At 38.6% G+C, this 20370-nt stretch carries 18 protein-coding genes and 3 pseudogenes; 6 read left to right on the top strand and 15 right to left on the bottom strand.

Translation table 11 applies throughout. The annotated features are described in order from the left end of the window. Positions 1-5: 5 nt before the first annotated feature. The 15 genes and pseudogenes from KKC46_11720 to KKC46_11650 all read right to left on the bottom strand — a co-directional run bounded on the left by KKC46_11720 (position 6) and on the right by KKC46_11650 (position 13848). Positions 6-1322: a polysaccharide biosynthesis C-terminal domain-containing protein gene (locus KKC46_11720; GenBank protein MBU1054478.1), complete on the bottom strand. Its 1317-nt coding sequence runs from the start codon at positions 1320-1322 to the stop codon at positions 6-8. 328 nt (positions 1323-1650) lie between these two features. Continuing rightward, a complete protein-coding gene (locus KKC46_11715; GenBank protein ID MBU1054477.1) occupies positions 1651-3009 on the bottom strand; it encodes a right-handed parallel beta-helix repeat-containing protein in 1359 nt (452 codons plus the stop codon). 286 nt (positions 3010-3295) lie between these two features. Then, positions 3296-3562, bottom strand: coding sequence for a Txe/YoeB family addiction module toxin (locus KKC46_11710; GenBank protein MBU1054476.1), 267 nt, complete (start codon positions 3560-3562; stop codon positions 3296-3298). Continuing rightward, positions 3555-3821, bottom strand: coding sequence for a hypothetical protein (locus KKC46_11705; GenBank protein ID MBU1054475.1), 267 nt, complete (start codon positions 3819-3821; stop codon positions 3555-3557). Before KKC46_11705 ends, KKC46_11710 begins: the two co-directional genes overlap by 8 nt. A 177-nt stretch (positions 3822-3998) precedes the next feature. Continuing rightward, positions 3999-4262 (bottom strand): CopG family transcriptional regulator, encoded by a 264-nt coding sequence (locus KKC46_11700; protein ID MBU1054474.1) that lies wholly within the window; start codon positions 4260-4262, stop codon positions 3999-4001. A gap of 68 nt (positions 4263-4330) precedes the next feature. After that, positions 4331-4706, bottom strand: a pseudogene (locus KKC46_11695) (DUF86 domain-containing protein). A gap of 6 nt (positions 4707-4712) precedes the next feature. Next, positions 4713-4994 (bottom strand): annotated as a pseudogene (locus KKC46_11690) (nucleotidyltransferase domain-containing protein). Between the two features lie 165 nt (positions 4995-5159). Continuing rightward, positions 5160-5402 (bottom strand): annotated as a pseudogene (locus KKC46_11685) (type II toxin-antitoxin system mRNA interferase toxin, RelE/StbE family). Next, on the bottom strand, positions 5402-5626 hold the full coding sequence (locus KKC46_11680) for a hypothetical protein (GenBank protein ID MBU1054473.1): 225 nt from the start codon (positions 5624-5626) through the stop codon (positions 5402-5404). Before KKC46_11680 ends, KKC46_11685 begins: the two are co-directional and overlap by 1 nt. Positions 5627-5996: 370 nt before the next feature. Beyond that, the gene (locus KKC46_11675; protein MBU1054472.1) at positions 5997-6599 is read right to left on the bottom strand and encodes a hypothetical protein; all 603 of its coding nucleotides are present in this window, start codon (positions 6597-6599) and stop codon (positions 5997-5999) included. Beyond that, positions 6589-6732, bottom strand: a complete 144-nt coding sequence (locus KKC46_11670) for a hypothetical protein (protein MBU1054471.1) — start codon at positions 6730-6732, stop codon at positions 6589-6591. Before KKC46_11670 ends, KKC46_11675 begins: the two co-directional genes overlap by 11 nt. Before the next feature lie 604 nt (positions 6733-7336). Further along, positions 7337-7849 (bottom strand): hypothetical protein, encoded by a 513-nt coding sequence (locus KKC46_11665; GenBank protein MBU1054470.1) that lies wholly within the window; start codon positions 7847-7849, stop codon positions 7337-7339. Between the two features lie 894 nt (positions 7850-8743). After that, positions 8744-9286 carry a hypothetical protein gene (locus KKC46_11660; protein MBU1054469.1) on the bottom strand — a complete coding sequence of 181 codons (543 nt, stop codon included), beginning with the start codon at positions 9284-9286 and terminating at the stop codon, positions 8744-8746. Between the two features lie 857 nt (positions 9287-10143). Then, positions 10144-11133 carry a UDP-glucose 4-epimerase GalE gene (gene galE, locus KKC46_11655; protein ID MBU1054468.1) on the bottom strand — a complete coding sequence of 330 codons (990 nt, stop codon included), beginning with the start codon at positions 11131-11133 and terminating at the stop codon, positions 10144-10146. Positions 11134-11418: 285 nt separating this feature from the next. Further along, positions 11419-13848, bottom strand: a complete 2430-nt coding sequence (locus KKC46_11650) for an AMP-binding protein (GenBank protein ID MBU1054467.1) — start codon at positions 13846-13848, stop codon at positions 11419-11421. Positions 13849-14037: 189 nt separating this feature from the next. Between KKC46_11650 and KKC46_11645 the strand changes: the two genes are divergently transcribed. The 6 genes from KKC46_11645 to KKC46_11620 form a co-directional block, all read left to right on the top strand. Further along, positions 14038-15531: a glutamate--tRNA ligase gene (locus KKC46_11645; GenBank protein ID MBU1054466.1), complete on the top strand. Its 1494-nt coding sequence runs from the start codon at positions 14038-14040 to the stop codon at positions 15529-15531. 170 nt (positions 15532-15701) lie between these two features. Then, complete coding sequence (locus tag KKC46_11640; protein MBU1054465.1) at positions 15702-17216, top strand: long-chain fatty acid--CoA ligase; 1515 nt, start codon at positions 15702-15704, stop codon at positions 17214-17216. A 415-nt stretch (positions 17217-17631) separates the two neighbouring features. After that, on the top strand, positions 17632-18501 hold the full coding sequence (locus tag KKC46_11635; protein MBU1054464.1) for a shikimate dehydrogenase: 870 nt from the start codon (positions 17632-17634) through the stop codon (positions 18499-18501). Then, positions 18498-19007 carry a shikimate kinase gene (locus KKC46_11630; GenBank protein MBU1054463.1) on the top strand — a complete coding sequence of 170 codons (510 nt, stop codon included), beginning with the start codon at positions 18498-18500 and terminating at the stop codon, positions 19005-19007. The genes KKC46_11635 and KKC46_11630 overlap by 4 nt, the downstream gene beginning before the upstream one ends. Positions 19008-19726: 719 nt before the next feature. Then, positions 19727-20161 (top strand): hypothetical protein, encoded by a 435-nt coding sequence (locus KKC46_11625; GenBank protein ID MBU1054462.1) that lies wholly within the window; start codon positions 19727-19729, stop codon positions 20159-20161. Between the two features lie 16 nt (positions 20162-20177). Next, positions 20178-20370, top strand: a 193-nt coding sequence (locus KKC46_11620) for a hypothetical protein (protein MBU1054461.1), incomplete at its 3' end; no start/stop codon positions are given.

The raw sequence follows: 20370 nt of genomic DNA, 5'->3' as shown, positions 1-20370 counted from the left end.
TCCTTTCATGGCACTTGGCCGTTTAATTTCACATATAGCCTGCGAGCACTTTCTGAAAGCAACTGCCAATCAGTCCTCCTTTGGCAACATAATTCCGTAAATCCGGTTCCTGTTTTTCGGCAATACAGCAATACAAGGATTAAACTGCTGATGATGTATGAAATGCTCATTGATATAGCTGCACCAAAAAGCCCCATAATCGGCAAAAGCCACCACATCAAAAACAGGTTTACTGCAACTCCTATTGCCGTTGCGGTTGACGAAACCCCAGGGCGATTGGTCATTAGGAAATAGTACTCTATCATCTTGCAAGCGGACCGAAAGAAAAATCCGACTGTGACAATCTGTAAAATCGGCACCATAGGTTCAAACGCTCGAGAAAAAAGAAGAATGATAATCGGCTTCGCAAACAATACCAGTATCAAAAGGGCGGAACCAGTAATCAAACCAACCATACGGCAGGCCTGTGCTGTCAATTCGGGTTTTCCTCGAAGGTCGGCTGCTATGCGCGGCATCATAATATCGCCGAGAGAATCCGGAATAAGCATGATGTAGCTCGTTATACCGACAGCCAAAGAAAACAGGCCAATGTCCGCCTGGCTTGCAAAAAATGCCAAAATTATATTACCAATCTGAAAGTTTACTTTGTTGCTGATTTTCCCCACATAGTATCGACCACCATAACTAAACATATCGATAACCCCTTGCCATGTGGGGCGAGCAAGTTTTAATCCATATTTAATGCGCAGGACCATGAGCACCACTACGATAGTGACTGCCTGATTAACACTAAGAGCCATAATAACACCGGCAACCCCCAACCGAAGAAACCATAGAAATACGATATTAAGAATTAAACCGAGGAAAGAACTTCCGGCCCCTATCAAAAAATACCAGCCGAATTTATCGTTTGCTGCAAGTAACGTTAAGAATGCATATGAAAAAAGAGATAAAGGAATCGTGGCTAAAGATAAGTAAAAACAGAGGGGGCTCGACTTTGTCAGGAACGACAGCGGAAATTTCATTATTAGCAATCCGACACCTATGGATAGAACACACCCTAACAGGCCGCATACCAATATGTGTGTTACACCTTCTGACAATGTAAAACGCCGGTTTAAAACATAGTATCGTCCTGCTGTATCTGTACCAACGACAAATAGCATTGTCAGAATATTCGCAAAAAGCAGTGCCACGGCATAAGACCCGCGCCCGGAAGGACCCAGCAATCTGGCTATAATGGATTGAGACGCCAACCCAAAGAGAACCATCATGATTTTTGAACCGAAGTTAGTTATAAAATTGCGAAGACCGCTTCGCATAAAGTCATCTCCAACATCAATTGAAATCTGTTAGTTTAAAAATGATATAGTCTCACCATCTTCGACTAACTACACCATACTATCTATCCTATCCTCAAGTCCGATGTTAAAGATTTTTGCTATGCCCGATGCACACCCTTAGAAACAACTTCACTGAAAATATTTTTATCGCATTATTTATTTGATGCTACTTTTCGTACATCTCAGACAGATCTGTAGTGCCAAGTTATCTGCATATGACACACTACTGCCCCTGTTGATAACCAAATGCTGCAGCATAACGGGCGGCTTTCATTGAGTGCCTCCAATGATTAATTTTCAATTTGTTTTAATAAGCACCTATATTGGGAGTACTACCTGAAAACGGCAAGCCAACATCAACACCTTTACCAACTAAACCACTTGTAGGCGCAAGTTTCAGAAAATTAATATTCGGCAATTTACCGTCCGGCATCCTTGCACCATCAATGCCTGAAGGAACTATAGTTAAAAAATCTGCACGAGTTACTAAAAACCCATTCCAAGAATTATTTGTTTGGTCAGATTCAGAAGATACCTGATAATCAATCGATTTAACTATATAATTAGCATAGGAGATATTGTTTTTTATGATATGTTTACTGGGATAATATGAAAGCCGAAAACCAAGGAAGCTATTTTTATATGAAGTATTATTATAAAATACCATTAATACATTGGCGTAATTTTGATCAAAACCGCTTCTCCGATTGGCATAGGCAACACAATTTCTGATAACTCTCTGAGGGACGCTATCACCAGCTTCAAACGTTTTACCTAATTTGAATCCAACGCCATCACCTGCACTGGTAAATGTTCCGGGCTGATAGCCATTCCAGAAAGACCAACAGTTTTGGACAATAAGATTACCCTCATTGCGCCAGAGGTCTAATCCATCATCCGAATTCCACCAGAACCGACACCCTGATATAATATTACTGCACCCTTTTGTAATGCCAGCAATTTCGCAACCGTCGGCATTACCACCAAAATAAAGTTTATCATTCTCATAACTATAAGGATCGTAATTATGATGGAAATCCGAATTTAATATTAGATTATTGTTGGAATTTCCTCCCAATAGAAAACCAGTTCCACCATTGTGGTGACAATTTAAGTTTTCAAAAATGCAAAAATTGCTGTCCTGCGCTACAAAGCCTTTACTTACATAACCATGTCCTGTGACTGGGTCAACGGATTGGGGAACACCTCTTATTTCCAGGCCCCTGAAATACCAGTAATCACCTTTAAAATCTATCGCTCTAAGAAACGGGATACTTCCTTTGTATATCATATTACTACAGTCCAGTATCGGCGTTTCTCCAGGATATGCGAAAAATCGTATATATTTTCCCGGCATGCCACTTTTGTATCTCATCACAACACTACAATATGTGACAGGATCAGGATAATAAACCCCGCCACGTATATATACTATATCCCCAGCTACAACTGCTGCCCAAGCCTTAGACCATGTTTTAAAGGGCCTGCCTATAGTACCAGGATTGGAATCATTGCCAGTAGTGGCCACATAATAGGTATGTAACGGCAGAGTATCCGGAGGCGGCTGGGTTACAGAAGTATAGCTTTGTGCCCACCCATAGAAAAATAGAACGATACTGAACGTTATGATAAATATTATATGTTTATACATATGCTTGTTTTTCATTAGGGTACCTCCTTTCAAGGGACGACTTGGGGGACGCCCTTTATATTTGTAGTTGCTGCGGCATTAACAAAAAACGGTTTACGGTTCACGGTTCACGGTTTACGGTTTACGGTAAGGGGGGCGATGGGGGGACGCCCTTTATATTTGTAGTTACTGTGTATTAATGAAAAATAGTTTACAGTTCACAGTTCACGGTTCACAGTTCACAGTTTACGGTAAGGTAAATTATAGCTCATAAGTTCGTAAGGTATTCAGGATTTAAGGGTCGAGAGATAAGATCATCTCCTCAATTATAATGGCCACGGAATGAAGTAATATCTATTTCTTTAAGTGATTCATAAATAGTATAAATCATACGGTCTTTATGGTTTAGACGACGGCTGTATACTTCCTTTTCAAAATATTTAAGTCGTTCCGGCTTACCAGTACCGCCTCTTGGATTGCTAATCAATTCTCGTACCAAATCAAAGCATTTGATATAACTGCTTCTATCATTTTTCCTGAGCCAATCCAAATCATCTTGAGCTTTCTTCAAGATTGTTATTCTATACATCGTCAAATGCTTCCTCAGGGCTGATGCCCTTTGGTTGCTCACCTTTATCCCGAATAGCATGCGATTCAATCAAGGCGGTCAAAGATTCTTTGTCGTTAAGCAGTTTAAGAGTTTCTTTTATATGTAACCACTCTATTTCATCCAAGATAACCACAGAACCTTCATCTGTCGCAATAATTGTTTCATCTTTATCCTTTATTGCCTTAAGAATAACATTTTTAAGGTTTTTGGATGCCATATCAAATGTAATTGTTTGCATTTTTTACTCCCACAGGACTACGGGGGGACGCCCTTTACATTTATAGTTACTGTGTATTAAAGGACTACGGGGGAACGCCCTTTATATTTGTAGTTGCTGCGGCATTAACGAAAAACAGTTTACAGTTCGCAGTTCGCAGTTTACGGTTCACGGTTTTAAGTTTTAAACGAATATTTATCATTGTGCTGATGAATGCTTTTCCTCTTTGACTCTTTCATGGAGCCAGATCTTTATTAATGCCGCACGATCAACGCCAATCGACATTCTGATTCTATCTATTTCTTTTACTAGATCTTCCGACATATCAAGAGTAATTCTAACCTTTTTGCCGGGCCTCAATATTTTGGCTGTAGTCATATCTATCAAATCATATATATCCTCACCAGTCTCAAACCTGCTGTCAAACTCCTTTGCACTCTTAGCTATCTTTTTTTGAGCCATATAAAAGATACCTCCTTTTTCCTGGCCCGCCTCACTGATATGATACGCTTGAAGGTAATTTAGAATGATTACCCCGATGTTTTAGTTTTATGAAGAATTTCTGAAACCGCTGCTTTAAGAACAGGTATATGATTTTTGCATATATCATAGATTATCTCATGGTCAATAACGGCATAATGATGAGATATAATATCTCTCAACCTTATAATCATATTCCACTCAATATTTGGAAAGTTATTAAGAATAGCCGGATCTGATTTTTCTATTTTTTTGACTAATTCCCCAATTACTTGCAATCTCATAGCAATTTCCATCTAGTATAACTACACCATAAGAGGACAAAACAAAATCCTCTGCCTGGTGAATTTCAGAAAACCTTTCTTCGATCATTAATATCGCTTCAAAAACACTTTCAAAATTATATGTTGTATAATTATCAGACATAAATAACTCTATGCTCTGAATAAACCGGTTTTTGATATTCTTGCTTTTCCTTACAATTTCAACCTTTTTATTAAATTTGGTTTCAAGATAAATTTTAAGCCCGGCAAGATATTCGAATCTAGGCTCTTTGAATTCTATAAAAAGATCAATATCACTATCTTTGTTTGGAGTTCCGAAGGCATATGAACCGAATAAACCGATTCCAATAACACCGTATTTATTACATAGGAAGTCCTTTTCGGTTTTTAAACCGTTTATTACATCGTTATGTGTAAGTTCTTTTTGCATTGGACTTATCTTTTTCAAGGTGGAACCGGGGGTTAACTATGGAACATTCTTTATATTTAAAGTTACTGTACATTAACGAAAAACTGTGTTGAGCAAACCCCATTCGGGGAGTTCGGAATTTTTTTAATACACCTCATCATGCTTTCCGATATCAACAAGAACAATCTAATCTTTCCCGCTATCCGGATCTTTGGCAAATGTAAATACAATACGGCAATCGTACTCGACCTGGCAGACCCAAAGTCCAAACAATTTTCCATGAAGTTTTTGAGCCTAAAGTGACGGATCAAATGGCTCTCTTGAAAGCTTTTCCAGTGCAAAGAAAATCTTCTCCTGTAAAACCGGATCTTTTCGTGTAGCCTTATTAAACCCGCTACGAAATCCATTTGACCATGATAGAGTGTACATCAACCTTTTAAGAGATCCTTTTTCAAATCTTCCACTGTTCCGAATTGTGCCCGCTTTTCTTGCACAGCTTGCAATGCTTCCTTTGCATTGGCTGCAATTTCATCACGCCTCTCTTCGGCAACACGCATTCTAAGAATCTCAAGAAGTTCCTCACGATCATCAAATGGAAGAGACTCCACTGCATCAATAGCCTTTTGAAAAGATGTTTCTTGATGGGAAATCATATTATCCTCTGCAAACCTCTTTCAATAAATACTTATTATATAAAAACATTAATGAAATTTATAATATTTCAAACCACCCTTTTTGTCAACATTCGGCAAAAACAGGGGAGGGCGCCCTTTATATCTATAGTTACTGTGCATCAATGAAAAACGGTTTACAGTTTACGGTTCGCAGTTTATGGTTCACGGTTTACAGTTCAAGGATTCAAAGGGTCAATCCCTCTGTTATAAGTAAATAGTCCGGATTTACTGAAGAACTGCTGTTTCTGCGTGCTTGTATGTTACCACGCAAATACACTTGCTCAAGAATCTCTTTCGCTTTCTCTGTTCGCTCCCATTTATCAAATGGCACAATAGCCGCCTTTTTCTTTCAGTATGCAGCTATCTGATGATACATTAAAAACCAGGCTATTTTGATATATTCGCTTCCCAAATTCTTCCAATCCGATGCTGAATATTGCCATATTTTATTATGCGATGTCTCAAAGCGGGTAGGTACAAAGACGATTTTTGAGGATTTTTTGCCAAAGACTTTCTCTGTAATCAATTTTATACGGCGCAAGTGAAAAGGGGAACTGACAAAGATAGCAGACTCCAACCCGTATTTGTCCATGATTTTTTTCGCTATCAGTGTTTCGATATGCGTATCTTCATAATAGGATTTGAATTTGAGGCCGGGTAAAAAAGGGGGTTGTCTCGAGGTTTCAAGCTTTGTGCTGAATGAAGTTGCAGACGTATCCAGAATTTGCCTGTAGGCAGGGATAAGAAGTAAAGTGGTAAATCCTTGTCTGATGATCAAATCCACTTCCTTTTTACGTGCCTTGTTATCTGACTCTGAGCCAATAAACAGTACAATAGCATCAGACTTGACCGGCTTGTCTGCATAAACGAGATATTTTGGGGCATACCAGAGCCCCCCCAAGGCAATTGTAACAACCAGTAAACCTGTTACTATTTTTATCTTATTGCGCATATGCAGCCAGGGGGATGTTCATCAGTACATAATAGTGAATTCTGAAAATTGAGCATTCTTCAAAGGTCTCGGCATTTTTCTCCATCCCTGCATACAGCTCCGCCCTCTCAGTTACAGCGTGAATCCTTTGCATAACACCCCCCCTTAAGCCAAAGAGCGGCGGTTAGTACTTACGCTTCACTTAGTACCATTAACACGAATGGGCTAAAATCTCATTTGTCGAAAGAATCGAAGACTTCCTGTGGTTGAGATTATAGCCTTTCTTAACCAAAATATGGTATTCTTCTAATGTCTTAAAACATGATATCGGATTAATGCAAAACCTTTTTACCCTCAAATTTCCTAAGCATGGTCTTATAACAAATATTTGTTAGTAAAACAATGCAATAGTTCTCAAATGTTATATTTTTTTTGCAATTTACTGTCTTTTTATCAACAGAAGAAGCAACAACTTAAAATATATTTTTATATAGTACGAAAACTGTGGGGTTTTGAGAATAATAGGAGAAAATTATAGGAGAGTTTTGAATAACTACCCGAAAATTGTTTTCCTGTAATATTTGCTTTAATTTTTAAATCCATAAAAGAAGTAATACAATAAGTTTGGTTTCTATTATCGTAAGGTTATTTTTAATATCTCAGCCGGATTAAATATATACTGCAATACTACTATCGTATAAGTTAAAAAAAGGGCAGGACCACCATTGATCCTGCCCGTGCTTCCCTTCAGACAATTCTTATTTTTTAATTTTTCTCTTTATACCAACTAAGCCTATCAGGCCGGAACCAAGCAGTAACAACGCTCCGGGGATTGGAACAGGTGTTGCGTCAAAGTGCCAGGTATACATTTCCTGGCCACCAAATGGGCTTAAAATAAATGTACCGGTATTTGCCACAGTATCAAGAGTAAATGCTCTCAAAGTTGCTGTATAGACTGAACCGAAAGCCGCAACATCGTAATCTTGGCTAGCATCCACACTCAGAACACCGGCAGCAATCGTGCCCGGCCCGGTCATTGGTGCAGGCCATGCCCATGTATTCAAACTATCATCAACACCTAAGCTAGTCGTGCTAATCGTTACCATACCCGGGGTCGTAAGATCGCCAGCTATAGTCATATCGAATGTAAAAGGCCCGAGAGTTGCCGTATTTGTCTCTGCCGGTTTTTCACAATAATAATCGATTGAAGCATTTGCCGAACCCACAATAAACAAAAAACATAAGAACATTAAAATAATAACTTTCTTCATTCTTTTCTCCTTTTCCTTTACTTGTCTGGTTAGTAGCTCTGCAATAGATATTAATTTTGAAGGGAAGCACATGCAGAACCAAGGAATATGTCTTGCCTGTGTTACTTATACTATTTGTTATGTACCTCTTTGTAAGTTATTTATCATCATCAATTCGAGCCAGTTTCAAAACGCCCCATTTTGGCCGATCTCTGTGTTGGGCTCAAATTTCAATCCTCGAAATACTAAATGTATTACTGTGGTTGATATTTTCACCCGCCTTGAGCTTGACCAAACTGAAACGTTTTGAAAGTGGCTCAATTCTTGTAAATATATTTTGGGACACATCTCACCTTACTTAATTTCCTGGATTGATTTAAAGATTATAGACACGTGCTTATTCTCTTTTGGTATGTGGAATTACTGCTCCAATGAACTTGCCTCCATCAAATTACTTATTTAACACAGGACAACCTACAGATAGCATACAGATTAACTAATAATGATTTATTTTTTTTATTTAGAAAAATGTGAGGTTTTAAATATTAATAACATTTATATTACCAATTAATATTATTAATAGCTCCAGTTGCAAAAAAACCCATTTGGGCTGATCTCTGCGTTGGGCTTAAATTTTAATCCTCGTAATACTTAATGTATTACTGTGGTTGATATTTTCTCCAACCTTGATCTATACCAAACTGAAATGTTTTGAAATTAGCTCTATTGATTGCAGGAAAAAGTGCCTGAACACTTTGTTTATTCGTTTTCTTTTGCTGCCGATCTCAAAGATTTATGCATCCTAATACTATTCTATTGAAGTGAGTATTGGCAGATGCGAAATACTATCGGAGCAATAACAGGCGATGCATCGTTTGTTATTCATATCTTAAAACTGTACCCAAATGCTGCAAGTCAGCTTTGTTTCCTGGTACGATAACCGGCCAGACAAAGGATGCCAGAGCCAAAAAGCCAAAAAGCGCCAGGCAGAGGTGTATGAACCGGCATAAGGTTGTCATCTCCATTGGCGTTATAAATATAAGTTTTTGAAAGCGCTGTCCAGGAAATAAGAAGTGAATCGTAGTGGTGGTTTGTCAGGCTCTCACCTAAGAACGCAATACTGAAAGGTGAAAGATAGCTGCCATCAACTTTCCTGAATGCCAACGCAACAAGATTTTTCCAATCTGAAGCTTCAGTAGTTGGCACTTCAATTATCAAGTCTGTAGAGGCTGCAAACATAGACCAAACCCCACTTCCTACTTTGTAAAATAAATCACCCAAAAGAGGATCGCTGAAATCAAGGATTGCAATATCTGCGTTTCCTTCATCACGACCATCATCGATTGCATAAAACTGAACTGCATAATCATCGATTGCATTGGACGGAACTGCCGCAGCCAGTGATGTAAGGCCAAAAACAATAAATGCCACAATGCTAGCAAATAAGACTTTTTTCATTGTTTACTTCCTCCTCAGGACTATCTGGTTTAAGCACTTACGCTTTATCAGGATTAATACGTTATTTATACTTGACTGTAATTACAACCCCACATTCACCGGGGTATAATTTACAAAGGATGCTTTAGGCTATATTATTTAACTACTCGTCTTTGTCTTTATTCTTAATACGCTTTAAACGTATTATATAGCGTTCTCTGAATAATTAATTGTGACTTTAAATTCATAGGAAAAGATTTTTTAGCAATTTATATAAATTTTTTATAAAGGTCAAGTAAAAAAACAGATCCCCAATTTTAATTTGCTTTTTGCACTGTACTTTTCCATAAGTAAATGGGATTTTGTAACCCAGGATTGAATGAAGCCGAATGGAATTACAATATGAGATATAATTTAACACCTCATGATTTGCTGAGTGTTTTGCTATAAATCGATAATGCGATAACCTTTAAGGCTCCAGGCTGCGAAAAAATTGTTCTGTGGGGAAATTATCCCAAAGTTTATTTTCGTCTCATGCCTGGTATTATTCAATACTGTTGAGCTTTTAATTTAAATTATTTTATGTAGCAAAACATGTACCAACTGTAACCATTTAGCATAATGTTCTGATATTAAACATTATTTAAATATTTCGGGTTGCAGATTAAATGAACCAGTTGAAGGGTATTTCATACGTAATGATTAGGTAAAGACATACATTGTTTTTTAACTGCTTTAAATAATACAAATATTATTTGGAGGCAAACCCATACACTTTTTTACTCTAGCATAATTTGCTTTATCTATATCATGCATTTTTAATATCTTCATAGGCACAAATATAACGCGAATACGCAAAAAGAGAATCTTATCTATCTTCAGGATACCGCAGCTTCCGATTTGAATTTACGCTCCCATTCCCAGGCCGTGCGGATAATAAAGTCCAAATCATCATGGCTGGGTAACCAGCCTGTTTTATTTCTGAGGCGGTCGCTGTTGGCAATGAGGGCTGGGGGATCTCCGGCACGACGACCGGTCTCAAGTACGGGGAAATCGATCCCGGTAACTCGTTTGGCAGTTGCCACTACTTCCTTTACGGAGAAACCGTGTCCATAACCACAATTCATGATATCAGATCCCTTTCCGGCCATGAGATATTCCAATGCCCTGATGTGTGCATCCGCAAGGTCGTTAACATGGATATAATCCCTGATACAGGTTCCGTCCGACGTAGGGTAATCAGTACCAAAGATGTAGAGCTTTTCGTATTCTCCCTTGGCAGTCTTTAAAGCCCGGGTGATAAGATGTGTTGCTTTCGCATATGCCTGGCCTATGCGGCCTTCGGGATCTGCACCGGCAACGTTAAAGTATCGCAGGGCAATGTAGCGAAAAGATCCCGACTTCGCCAGATCCTGAAGGATACCTTCCACCATGACCTTGGACGCCCCATATGGATTGATGGGACACAACGGAGCCGTCTCTGCAACTGGGATTGTTTCCGGAATGCCATAAACAGCGGCAGTTGAGGAATAGACCAGTTGCGTAATACCGCAACTAATCATAGCCTGAAGGAGATTCAGACTATTAGCAACGTTATTCTGGTAGTATAGTAATGGTATACGCACAGATTCTTCCACCTGTATGGATGCAGCGAAATGGATAACTGCCTCAGGCTGGAAATCATTTAAGGTCTTTTCAAGATATTTCTGATCGGCAAGATCCCCCTGCACAAGTTTACCGTAAAGGACGGCCCAGGGATGCCCTGTGCTTAAGTTATCATATACCAGGATATCATGCCCCAGCAAACCCAGTGCCTTAACAATATGGCTGCCGATATATCCGGCACCGCCCGTGACAAAGATTTTCATTATGGTATATACCCTTCTCTCGCTTATATTCCGCCCTCTCAATTGCAGTATATTAAGTGGGAGAATATCGTTAATATTATGGCATTATGGTATATGAAACGAGATTGCCATCTGCTTTTGCTGATGCTTTGAGGATTCAAGTCTAAAATACAAGTATAATTTAACTTGGCCACAGGAGCCCTTTCAATCTATTACCAGATATTTAACTTTTGTCAAAATAATATTCCGATTCAATTTGTAATTGTTTGGCTATGAGTGCGCATACAAATTTCAGGAAGAAAAAGATTAAGAAGATACATTCTCCGGTAGTTTATAATCCCTGAAAAATTTCCATATGATCTCATTGGCATCAAGATTTACTGCAGTTTTGCCGAATATTTTTTCAGGAAAGAACTTAGGCCTTCCGGGCCAGGTATGGCCGCCTTCTTCTATTTTGTAAAATACTACTTTTACTTCTTCCCTACCTTTTCCATACACATAGCATTTTATCGAAAGATCCGATGGCCCTTTTTCCAGTTCGGTATAAACAGGTTCAGGATCACAGCCGTTTTTATCTACCCACCATTGCACAAACTCTTCGGAAGACAAACTCGCCCCCTTATAAGTACCGGCAGTTCCGCCTTCATAATAAGCGAATACATCGCTTGTCCCATGAAAATATATTACAGGCACAGAACGATCCGGGTGCCACTTTTTGTCCATATCTTTAAAGATTGTTGCGGAAACAGGAGCTATAGCCGTTATCTTATTTGCAATGGCAGCTGCCAAATAAATGGCCATGCCACCGCCGTTAGAATATCCTGTTACATAAACACGACTTGGATCGACGTTCGCTTTTTCTATTAATTCATCAATTAATGCCGATAAGAACGATACATCGTCTACTTCCGGTATCCGGCAGTCATTCCAATGCAGCCTGTCTTTATATGTTCCTATCGCATCGGGATATACAACCACAAAGTTTTTTTCATCGGCGGTATCGGACCAACCTGTAATTCTCTCCATTTGCAGGCCTGTCATTTGTCCACCATGAAGCATCAATACTAAAGGCAGGCGATTACCGGGCGTAAAGCCCACAGGCATATAAACACGGTATGTACGCTTTCGATCATCGAACATCATTGAACGATCATACTTGCCGGGAGACTCAATTACTTCTTGTAATGCATATTGCTCCCGAAGCACACGTTTTAATTTCTTGCCTGAAGTTGAAGAAGGGATCTCATCTATAAAGATTACTTCCTTTGGCTTTTTATGCGATGCGAGCTTATCTTTAACATAATCTGTGATATCCTGCTCACAGACAGTAGAATTTTCTTTGGGAACCACATAAGCAACGAGTCTTTCTCCCCAATTCTGATCGGGCACACCGATTACCGAAGCATCGTAAACATCCTTATGACTGTGCAGCACTTCCTCTATCTCGGCAGGATAGATATTAACGCCGCCGGATATAACCATATCAACATCCCTGTCTGCAATATAGTAATAACCGTCCTTATCCATACTGGCCATATCGCCTACCGTAAAATAGCCGTCATAATAATTTGCTTTTGTTGCTTCGTGATTTTCATGATAGCCGCTTAACAGAAAAGAGCTCTTCACATATATTTTTCCTACTTCTCCAATCTGAACCTCATTATTATTTTCATCAAGCAACTTGATATCTACACCTGGGGCTGCCTTTCCGCAGCTTCCCGGCTTTTTCAGTTGTTCTTCAGGTATCATAAATGTCACACAGCTAAGTTCGGTTCCTCCATACATCTCATAAATTTTATCGTTTCCGAATATCTCAACCGCTTTTTTCTTAAGAGCAAAGGGGAAAGCTTCCCCGGTTACTATTATCAGGCGAAGAGAAGAAACATCATATTTTTTTAATATTTCTTCGGGCAAACTGCAGATCCGGTTCAACATCGTAGGAACAACAAAAGTAGTTGTAATACGATGTTTTTGTATAAGTTCAAGAAAATTTACGGCATCAAATTTCGTCATAATTACAACAGGGTTTCCAAAAAGAAAAGAACAGCTTGCAAAACTCAAAGGAGCGGTATGGCACAAAGGGCCTGCCACAATGTGTTTATCGCTAAAATCCCAACCTGTTATGAATGCATACAAAAGCATCATGTTTAATCTGTTTTTACTGTTTCTGACAACCCCTTTTGGTCTGCCTGTTGTGCCGGAAGTATATATCAATGAAGATGCCATTCCAAGAGAAGGATTTTGCAAACCAGGATCAGTATCATTATCAGCATTGATAAGATCTTTAAATCCAATTGAGTCTGATTTTGCAGGCCCGTTCGCACAAACATATATCAGGTCAGAGTTTTCGATTTTATCCTTAGCACCGGAAATTATCTTTTCAAATTTATGATCGTAAATCAAAATCTTTGATTTAGAATCATTTACAATATGAGCAACCTCATCTTCTTTAAAACGATAATTAATAAATACGGGCGTAGTAAATATTTTACCACATGCATGCCATATATATATCATCTCCGGACAATTTGACATAAGAACCGAAACCCTGGAATTGGCTGCAATTTTATGCTGCAATAAAGAATTAGCTAAAATATTACCGGTTTTATCAAGCTCTTTATATGAGACAGTAATATCTTCCATAATAATAGCCGGATGTTCCGGGATTCTTTTTGCGTGATTTGCTATCCCAAGCATTTCTGTGCCAATGTTTTTTATATAATCATCAAGATCCATATTATATTCTCAATTCGATCACTTATTTTATAAATATTATGTACCAAACCCTGGCATGGTCAAGAAAATTTCCTTCATCAAAGTCATACTTTATCTTTCGTATTATAATATCAACTATTGTAAATCCAGCGATAAAGTAATAATTATAAAATATTTTAAAGATTGCTAAGAATTAAAAAGGAAATCAGGATGAAAAAACAGGTTGTTGTGAGATTTGCACCAAGCCCCACCGGTTATTTGCATATTGGAGGTGCGAGAACTGCGATCTTTAACTGGCTTTATGCACGTAAAACCGGCGGCAAATTCATATTAAGAATTGAAGATACAGATGCCGAAAGATCCACGGAAAATTCTATAGAAGGAATAATTGAAGGATTAAAATGGCTCGGACTTTTATGGGATGAAGGCCCGAATTTTCAGAGCCAACACATTGAAGAACATCAAAGGGCTGCACAAAAACTTCTTGAAACCGGTTATGCGTATAAATGTTTCTGCACTAAAGAAGATATCGAAACAAAACGTGAAGACGCGCTTAAATCTAAAACAACTTACTCCTATGACAGGACATGCCGGAATCTTACCTGTGATCAGACTGCAAAAAAAGAAGCTGACGGATTGCCTTATGCAATCAGGCTGAAAGTTCCTGATGGTCCAGGCAGTGTAGTTTTTAATGATGCAGTTTATGGAACAATAGAAAAAAAATATGCCGATATGGAAGATTTTATCATTGTGCGTTCAAATGGAAAACCTTTATATGTGCTTTCAAATGCGGTTGACGATATAAGGGATAAGGTTACGCATATCATTCGCGGTCAGGACGGACTTGCCAATACGCCCAAGCAGATACTCTTATACAATGCTCTTGGTGCGACTTTGCCGGTTTTTGCACACATGTCTTTAACCCTTGATCCTAAGAAAGCAAAAATATCCAAACGAAACCACGGTGAACTTGTAGCCGTACATTTTTACAGACAAAACGGCTTTTTGCCCTGGGCGCTTGTTAATTTCCTGGTGCTTTTAGGCTGGGCAACAACTGAGTCAAAAGAAATTTTTTCAAAAGAAGAGCTTATCGAAGCGTTTTCTTTAGAGGGAATAAGCCGGGCAAATTCCGTTTTTAACATTAACAAGGATGATCCAAAGTACTTTACCGATCCTAAAGCTATAAATGTCAATGCCCATTATTTAAGAACAATTCCTGTAGAAGAGCTTTTGCCTTATGTAAAAAAACAGCTTGAAGGCGGGAGTTTGTGGAATGACGAATTTGAAACAAATCGAAAAAAGGAATTTATCGATATAATTGGTCTTGTCCGCAGCAGGTTTCATCTGTTAACTGATTTTACAACAACAGGCAGGGCATATTTTTCAGATGATTACCCAATAAATGCTGATGCATTGAAGAAGAACATTCTTAAGCATCCGGAACTAATAAATTGGCTTTCTAATCTTGCTGACAGGATAAATACAATAGAAAATTTCAATGCCAAAACGATTGAAAAGGTGATTATGGATATGGCAGGTGATATCGGCACTAAACCCGGAATCCTTGTAAACGGTATTCGCATTGCCGTAACAGGCCAGGCTGTTGGGCCTGATTTTATAAAATCTCTTATTACAATCGGACAGAATAAAGTGACGGAACGTCTGGCAAAAAGTCCTTTGTTATTTGAAGATGCAATTTCTTAAAAACATAAACTTTGAGCCACTTTCAAAACGTTTCAGTTTGGTCAAGCTCAAGGCGGGCGAAAATTTCAACCGCAGGAATACATTAAGTATTTCGAGGATTGAAATTTGAGCCCAACGCAGAGATCGGCCAAAATGGGGCGTTTTGAAACTGGCTCCTTTGAGTATTATTTATGAACATTTCATATCTTCTGGTAAACAGTGCAGGAAAATATCCGGATAAGACAGCAATTATTTCGGAAGATAAAGTATTTTCGTATAAAGAATTTAATGCAAGAGTAAACTGTCTGGCTGACGCTATGAGGCAACACGATCTTAAAGCAGGAGACCGGGTTGCAATAATGTTTTTCAACAGCCATCAGTTTGCAGAAGTATATTTTGCCGCTATAAAATCCGGAGCGGTTGCAACACCGGTCAATTTTCGTTTTGTGGCAGATGAGATCGAATACATTATAAATCATTCCGAAACCGATTTCTTTTTCTTTGGGAAAGAGTTCGAAGAAACAATTTCTTCTGCTTGCCGCACACTGCCGGCAGTAAAGCATTTTGTATGCGTGGATGCACAAAAAGATGGTTTCGCCCATGATTATGAAATGTTTTTGTCTTACGGAAAAGCGGATGAAAATTTGGTTGATGCAAAAGAAAACGATCCCTGCCAAATAATGTATACATCAGGCACAACCGGAAAACCAAAAGGTGCGGTTATTACCCACGGCAATATCTTATGGAATCTCCATAATACAATTTTGGGCAGAGAAGACCGGAGCAAAGAAGTATCTCTGATCATCGGCCCTATGTATCATACGGCCGGTTTGAATAATCATTTTACCATACAGATAGCCTTAGGCGGTACATGCATTCTGATTAAAAAATTCGAGCCTGAAACTGTATTAAGATATATCGAAGAAAAAAGTGTGAATGTTATATCCGGCGCCCCCTCTATGTTTAACATACTACTCCAACACCCGAAGCTTGATGATTATAACACTTCCTCCATTACCAAATGCACATCAGGAGCAGCTATACTGCCTGTTGAGGTCAAGAAAAAACTTTTAAAAGTTTTTCCCAATTCAAACGGAGTTTATGATGTGTATGGGTGTACCGAGGCATCTCCAACTATTACCATATTAAAAGGAAATGATTCTTTTAGAAAGCACGGATCAGTGGGACGTGCCGTAAATTTCTTGCAGGCCAGAGTGGTTGATGAAGATGGAAATTCCATGCCTGCGGATCAAGCCGGAGAGCTTATCTGCAAAGGTCCGAATATAATGCAGGAATACTACAAAGACAGCAAAGCAACAAAAGAAGCGATTAAAAACGGTTGGCTTTATACCGGAGATATGGCAACAGTAGATAAAGAAGGGTATTTCTATATAGTGGACAGGAAGAAAGACATGATTTCAAGCGGAGGGGAAAATATTTATCCGCGAGAGATTGAAGAAGTACTTTTCGGACATCCGGCTATTGCTGATGCAGCCGTTGTCGGAATTCCCGATGCCGTTTGGGGTGAAACCGTCAAGGCTTTTGTGGTTTTGAAAACAGGAATGACTATGAGTGAGCAGGAAGTTATAAATTATTGTAAAAAGCACCTTGCAAGTTACAAAAAGCCAAGAGCGGTAAGTTTTGTTGAATCCATTCCTAAAAATCCGTCAGGTAAAGTCTTGAAAAGGCTGCTTAAAGAACTTTAGGTAAAACGTGGGAAATCCGTCTTGACAACATGCTTACCATCAGGTAGCAAACTCCATGACTTGGATTAATCAGGGATTTATCAAAACTGCATACAGGAAAACAAAGAAAGAAGCTCTTTGGGTCATTAAAGAGGAAGTTAAATCATTACCTAAGATTCCCCCTTAAAAAAGGGGGATTAAGGGGGTTGTAATAGAGATATTATATAACACGGAATTGAAGACACTGTCAGTATTATGAATTTCCGGAGGATATGATACGATAACGGGCATTAAACAACCCCCTAGCCCCCTTTGTTAAGGGGGAATTTACTTGACTGCACCTCCGAGAGGATTATATGAAGCCTAAATGCGGTTAACCTGTTGGATTAATACATCCGGCTTGTCTTAATTAAATATCTGAAAACAGGATAAAAGAATGAAAAAACTAACATCAATAGGTACAGGGACTAAACTGTGCGCAGTTATTGGAAACCCAATTTCTCACAGCCTTTCACCAGCTATACATAACGCAGGTTATGATGCACTTGATCTGGATTTTGTTTATGTGTCATTTAGGGTTGAAGATGTAAAAAATGCATTGTCCGGTATGAGAGAGCTTGAAAATTTCAGGGGGATGAGTGTTACTATTCCACATAAAATTGCAATAATTGATCTTGTGGATGAAATATCTGATCTGGATAAAAATATAGGTTCCATAAATACAGTTATAAATGAAAACGGCAAACTGTTCGGTTTGGGTACAGATGGACCTGGTGCTCTTAAGGCAATCCGCAATGCAGGTGTGAATCTTGAAGGGAAAAATGTATTGATGCTTGGTTCAGGCGGTGCAGCACGCGCTATAGCGTTTACTATAGCACATAATACAGGCCTTGCAAAACTCACACTTCTTGATATCGACGCTGATATGCTAAAAAAACTGGCCTCTGATCTTAAAGCAGGTACAGATACATCTATTGATTCGGATATGCTTACAGATGAAACTTTATCTGCAAATATGAAAGACGCAAATCTTGTTATACACTGCACACCAATCGGAATGCACCCAAAGGAAGATGCCTCACTTGTTCCGGCAGATCTGTTTAAGCCAGGACAGGTAATTTTTGATGTTGTTTATACTCCGCTTAAAACAAAACTGCTGAAAGACGCAGAAGCTCACGGTCTTAAAACTATTTCCGGGGTAGAAATGTTTATCAATCAGGCAGTACTTCAATTTGAACGCTTTACCGGTGTAAATGCTCCGGAAGAAGTAATGCGCAAAGTGGTTATGGAGCATCTTAACTCATGAATATTGTATTGATAGGATACCGCGGAACAGGAAAAAGTGAAGTTGCAAAAGTTCTCTCCGAAAAACTCAAAATGAAAAGCATAGGCATGGATGCCGAAATTGTTAATAAAGCAGGTCTTACAATTCCGCAAATTGTTGAAAAATACGGCTGGGATAAATTCCGCAGCATAGAAACAGAAATTGCCCTTGGTGTTTCAAAGCTTGATAATGTTATCGTTGATACCGGAGGAGGCGTTATTGAGCGGCCGGAAAACATTGAAGCTCTTAAAAAAAACGGAATCATATTCTGGCTAAAGGCTTCTGTGGATGTTATTGTTGCACGCATTGAATCCGGAACCGAGCGGCCTGCTTTAACTCAAGGAAAAACATTTACCGAAGAAGTTGCAGAGGTTCTTGACAGAAGAACAGCTAAATACAAAAGCGCTGCTAAACATGAAATAGATACTGACCATATAACTCCAAATCAGGTTTCAGACAGGATTGTTGAAATCCTGAATAAGAAATAGCGAATACTCCTTCCTGGTCTGGTGTTGTTCTTTTTTTACGAGTTAATAAATCCTGCATTTGTAAATTTCCATCTTTTCAATTTATCACTCAACCATCTTACAATTATATCTGTTTTACTACCCAAATAAACTCCATCACTTGAAAATTTTCCCGCCATAGAAAATGATCATTATTTTGGCACAACCGTCAAAATAATGACGCAAAATTCCTTCCTGGTTAACTTATATGTAAATTTGCAGGAGGAATAATTTATTTTTATTTTTATTTAAAGTTTGCCTATATGAGTTATATACCTCCATCCAACTAACAGGAATAATACCTATTAAATTATACTAAACAAATATCGTTACTATCATTAGCAGTAAAACCTTAATTGCCTTAATAAACATACCTGATGTTTCGGCATCCAACTTGCTTTATGTAGATTCAAATTGCCTGTGGTTACTACGAGAGCTCTGATTAACTCTGGTTTGCCATATCGGATAAGGGAACAAAAAATTAATTTTAATGGATGCAAAGCAAAGCTTTCACTACAAGCTAAAGTTATCAAACTTTGCTTCCGATAGGAGAAGATAACAAAAGCTGATTTATTAAATCAAGTTAAATCGAGGCAGAAAGGTGTGTCACAGATTGGTCTGATAATTTTGGGTTATTATCTATAGCATCAGTCAAATATTATTATTTAAGGAGGAAACATGGTTAGAAGGAGGAAAACATTATGAAAGTAAAAGGGTTAATGGGAATTTTTATTATTGGGTTGGTTTTACTCGTTCCGCTTGCAGGAGCAGTATCGGCAGGCGATGTGCAAATAATTGCAAATAAGAATGTATCCATAAGTTATATCTCACCGGATATGCTCAAGGATATTTTTCTTGGCAAGAAAAATACATGGGACAATGGGGCAAGCATATATTTTGTGACTCTGGATTCAGGGCAACCACACGATGATTTTCTTAAAACCTATCTTCAAAAATCCAATGCACAGTTTAACAACTACTGGAAAAAACAGGTATTCACCGGCCAGGGCAGTATGCCAAAAACCTTTAGTTCGGACAAAGCTATGATAGATTTTGTTGCAGGCACTAATGGGGCCATTGGATACGTTTCGGGTACAGCAGACACCGGAACGGTTAAAATCATTACAGTAAAATAAGAGGGGGAACATTGATATGAAAAAAATATTAATATTTATAGCAGCATTTATGACAATTGGATTTGGCTCTAATGCTTTAGCTGTGGAAGCTGATGTGCTGGGCGGTGTTTCAATTCACGGCTTTATATCCCAGGGAGTCTTGATAAGCCATGAGTATAATTACCTGACTCACAACAGCAGAACCGGCAGCTTTGAGTATAATGAAATGG

This window comes from Pseudomonadota bacterium, from assembly GCA_018817425.1.
Taxonomy (GTDB): Bacteria; Desulfobacterota; Desulfobacteria; order Desulfobacterales; family RPRI01; genus RPRI01.
This window is presented reverse-complemented; position numbering and strand designations above follow the sequence as displayed.

What these genes read in the sequence shown, in the direction of transcription:
- KKC46_11715 (MBU1054477.1), bottom strand. Translation starts at nt 3,009, where the DNA reads ATGAAAAACAAGCATATGTATAAACATATAATATTTATCATAACGTTC.
- KKC46_11650 (MBU1054467.1), bottom strand. Translation starts at nt 13,848, where the DNA reads ATGGATCTTGATGATTATATAAAAAACATTGGCACAGAAATGCTTGGG.
- KKC46_11630 (MBU1054463.1), top strand. Translation starts at nt 18,498, where the DNA reads ATGAATATTGTATTGATAGGATACCGCGGAACAGGAAAAAGTGAAGTT.
- KKC46_11635 (MBU1054464.1), top strand. Translation starts at nt 17,632, where the DNA reads ATGAAAAAACTAACATCAATAGGTACAGGGACTAAACTGTGCGCAGTT.
- KKC46_11640 (MBU1054465.1), top strand. Translation starts at nt 15,702, where the DNA reads ATGAACATTTCATATCTTCTGGTAAACAGTGCAGGAAAATATCCGGAT.
- KKC46_11700 (MBU1054474.1), bottom strand. Translation starts at nt 4,262, where the DNA reads ATGGCTCAAAAAAAGATAGCTAAGAGTGCAAAGGAGTTTGACAGCAGG.
- galE (MBU1054468.1), bottom strand. Translation starts at nt 11,133, where the DNA reads ATGAAAATCTTTGTCACGGGCGGTGCCGGATATATCGGCAGCCATATT.
- KKC46_11675 (MBU1054472.1), bottom strand. Translation starts at nt 6,599, where the DNA reads ATGCGCAATAAGATAAAAATAGTAACAGGTTTACTGGTTGTTACAATT.
- KKC46_11670 (MBU1054471.1), bottom strand. Translation starts at nt 6,732, where the DNA reads ATGCAAAGGATTCACGCTGTAACTGAGAGGGCGGAGCTGTATGCAGGG.
- KKC46_11720 (MBU1054478.1), bottom strand. Translation starts at nt 1,322, where the DNA reads ATGCGAAGCGGTCTTCGCAATTTTATAACTAACTTCGGTTCAAAAATC.
- KKC46_11645 (MBU1054466.1), top strand. Translation starts at nt 14,038, where the DNA reads ATGAAAAAACAGGTTGTTGTGAGATTTGCACCAAGCCCCACCGGTTAT.
- KKC46_11660 (MBU1054469.1), bottom strand. Translation starts at nt 9,286, where the DNA reads ATGAAAAAAGTCTTATTTGCTAGCATTGTGGCATTTATTGTTTTTGGC.
- KKC46_11665 (MBU1054470.1), bottom strand. Translation starts at nt 7,849, where the DNA reads ATGAAGAAAGTTATTATTTTAATGTTCTTATGTTTTTTGTTTATTGTG.
- KKC46_11680 (MBU1054473.1), bottom strand. Translation starts at nt 5,626, where the DNA reads ATGATTTCCCATCAAGAAACATCTTTTCAAAAGGCTATTGATGCAGTG.
- KKC46_11625 (MBU1054462.1), top strand. Translation starts at nt 19,727, where the DNA reads ATGAAAGTAAAAGGGTTAATGGGAATTTTTATTATTGGGTTGGTTTTA.
- KKC46_11705 (MBU1054475.1), bottom strand. Translation starts at nt 3,821, where the DNA reads ATGCAAACAATTACATTTGATATGGCATCCAAAAACCTTAAAAATGTT.
- KKC46_11710 (MBU1054476.1), bottom strand. Translation starts at nt 3,562, where the DNA reads ATGTATAGAATAACAATCTTGAAGAAAGCTCAAGATGATTTGGATTGG.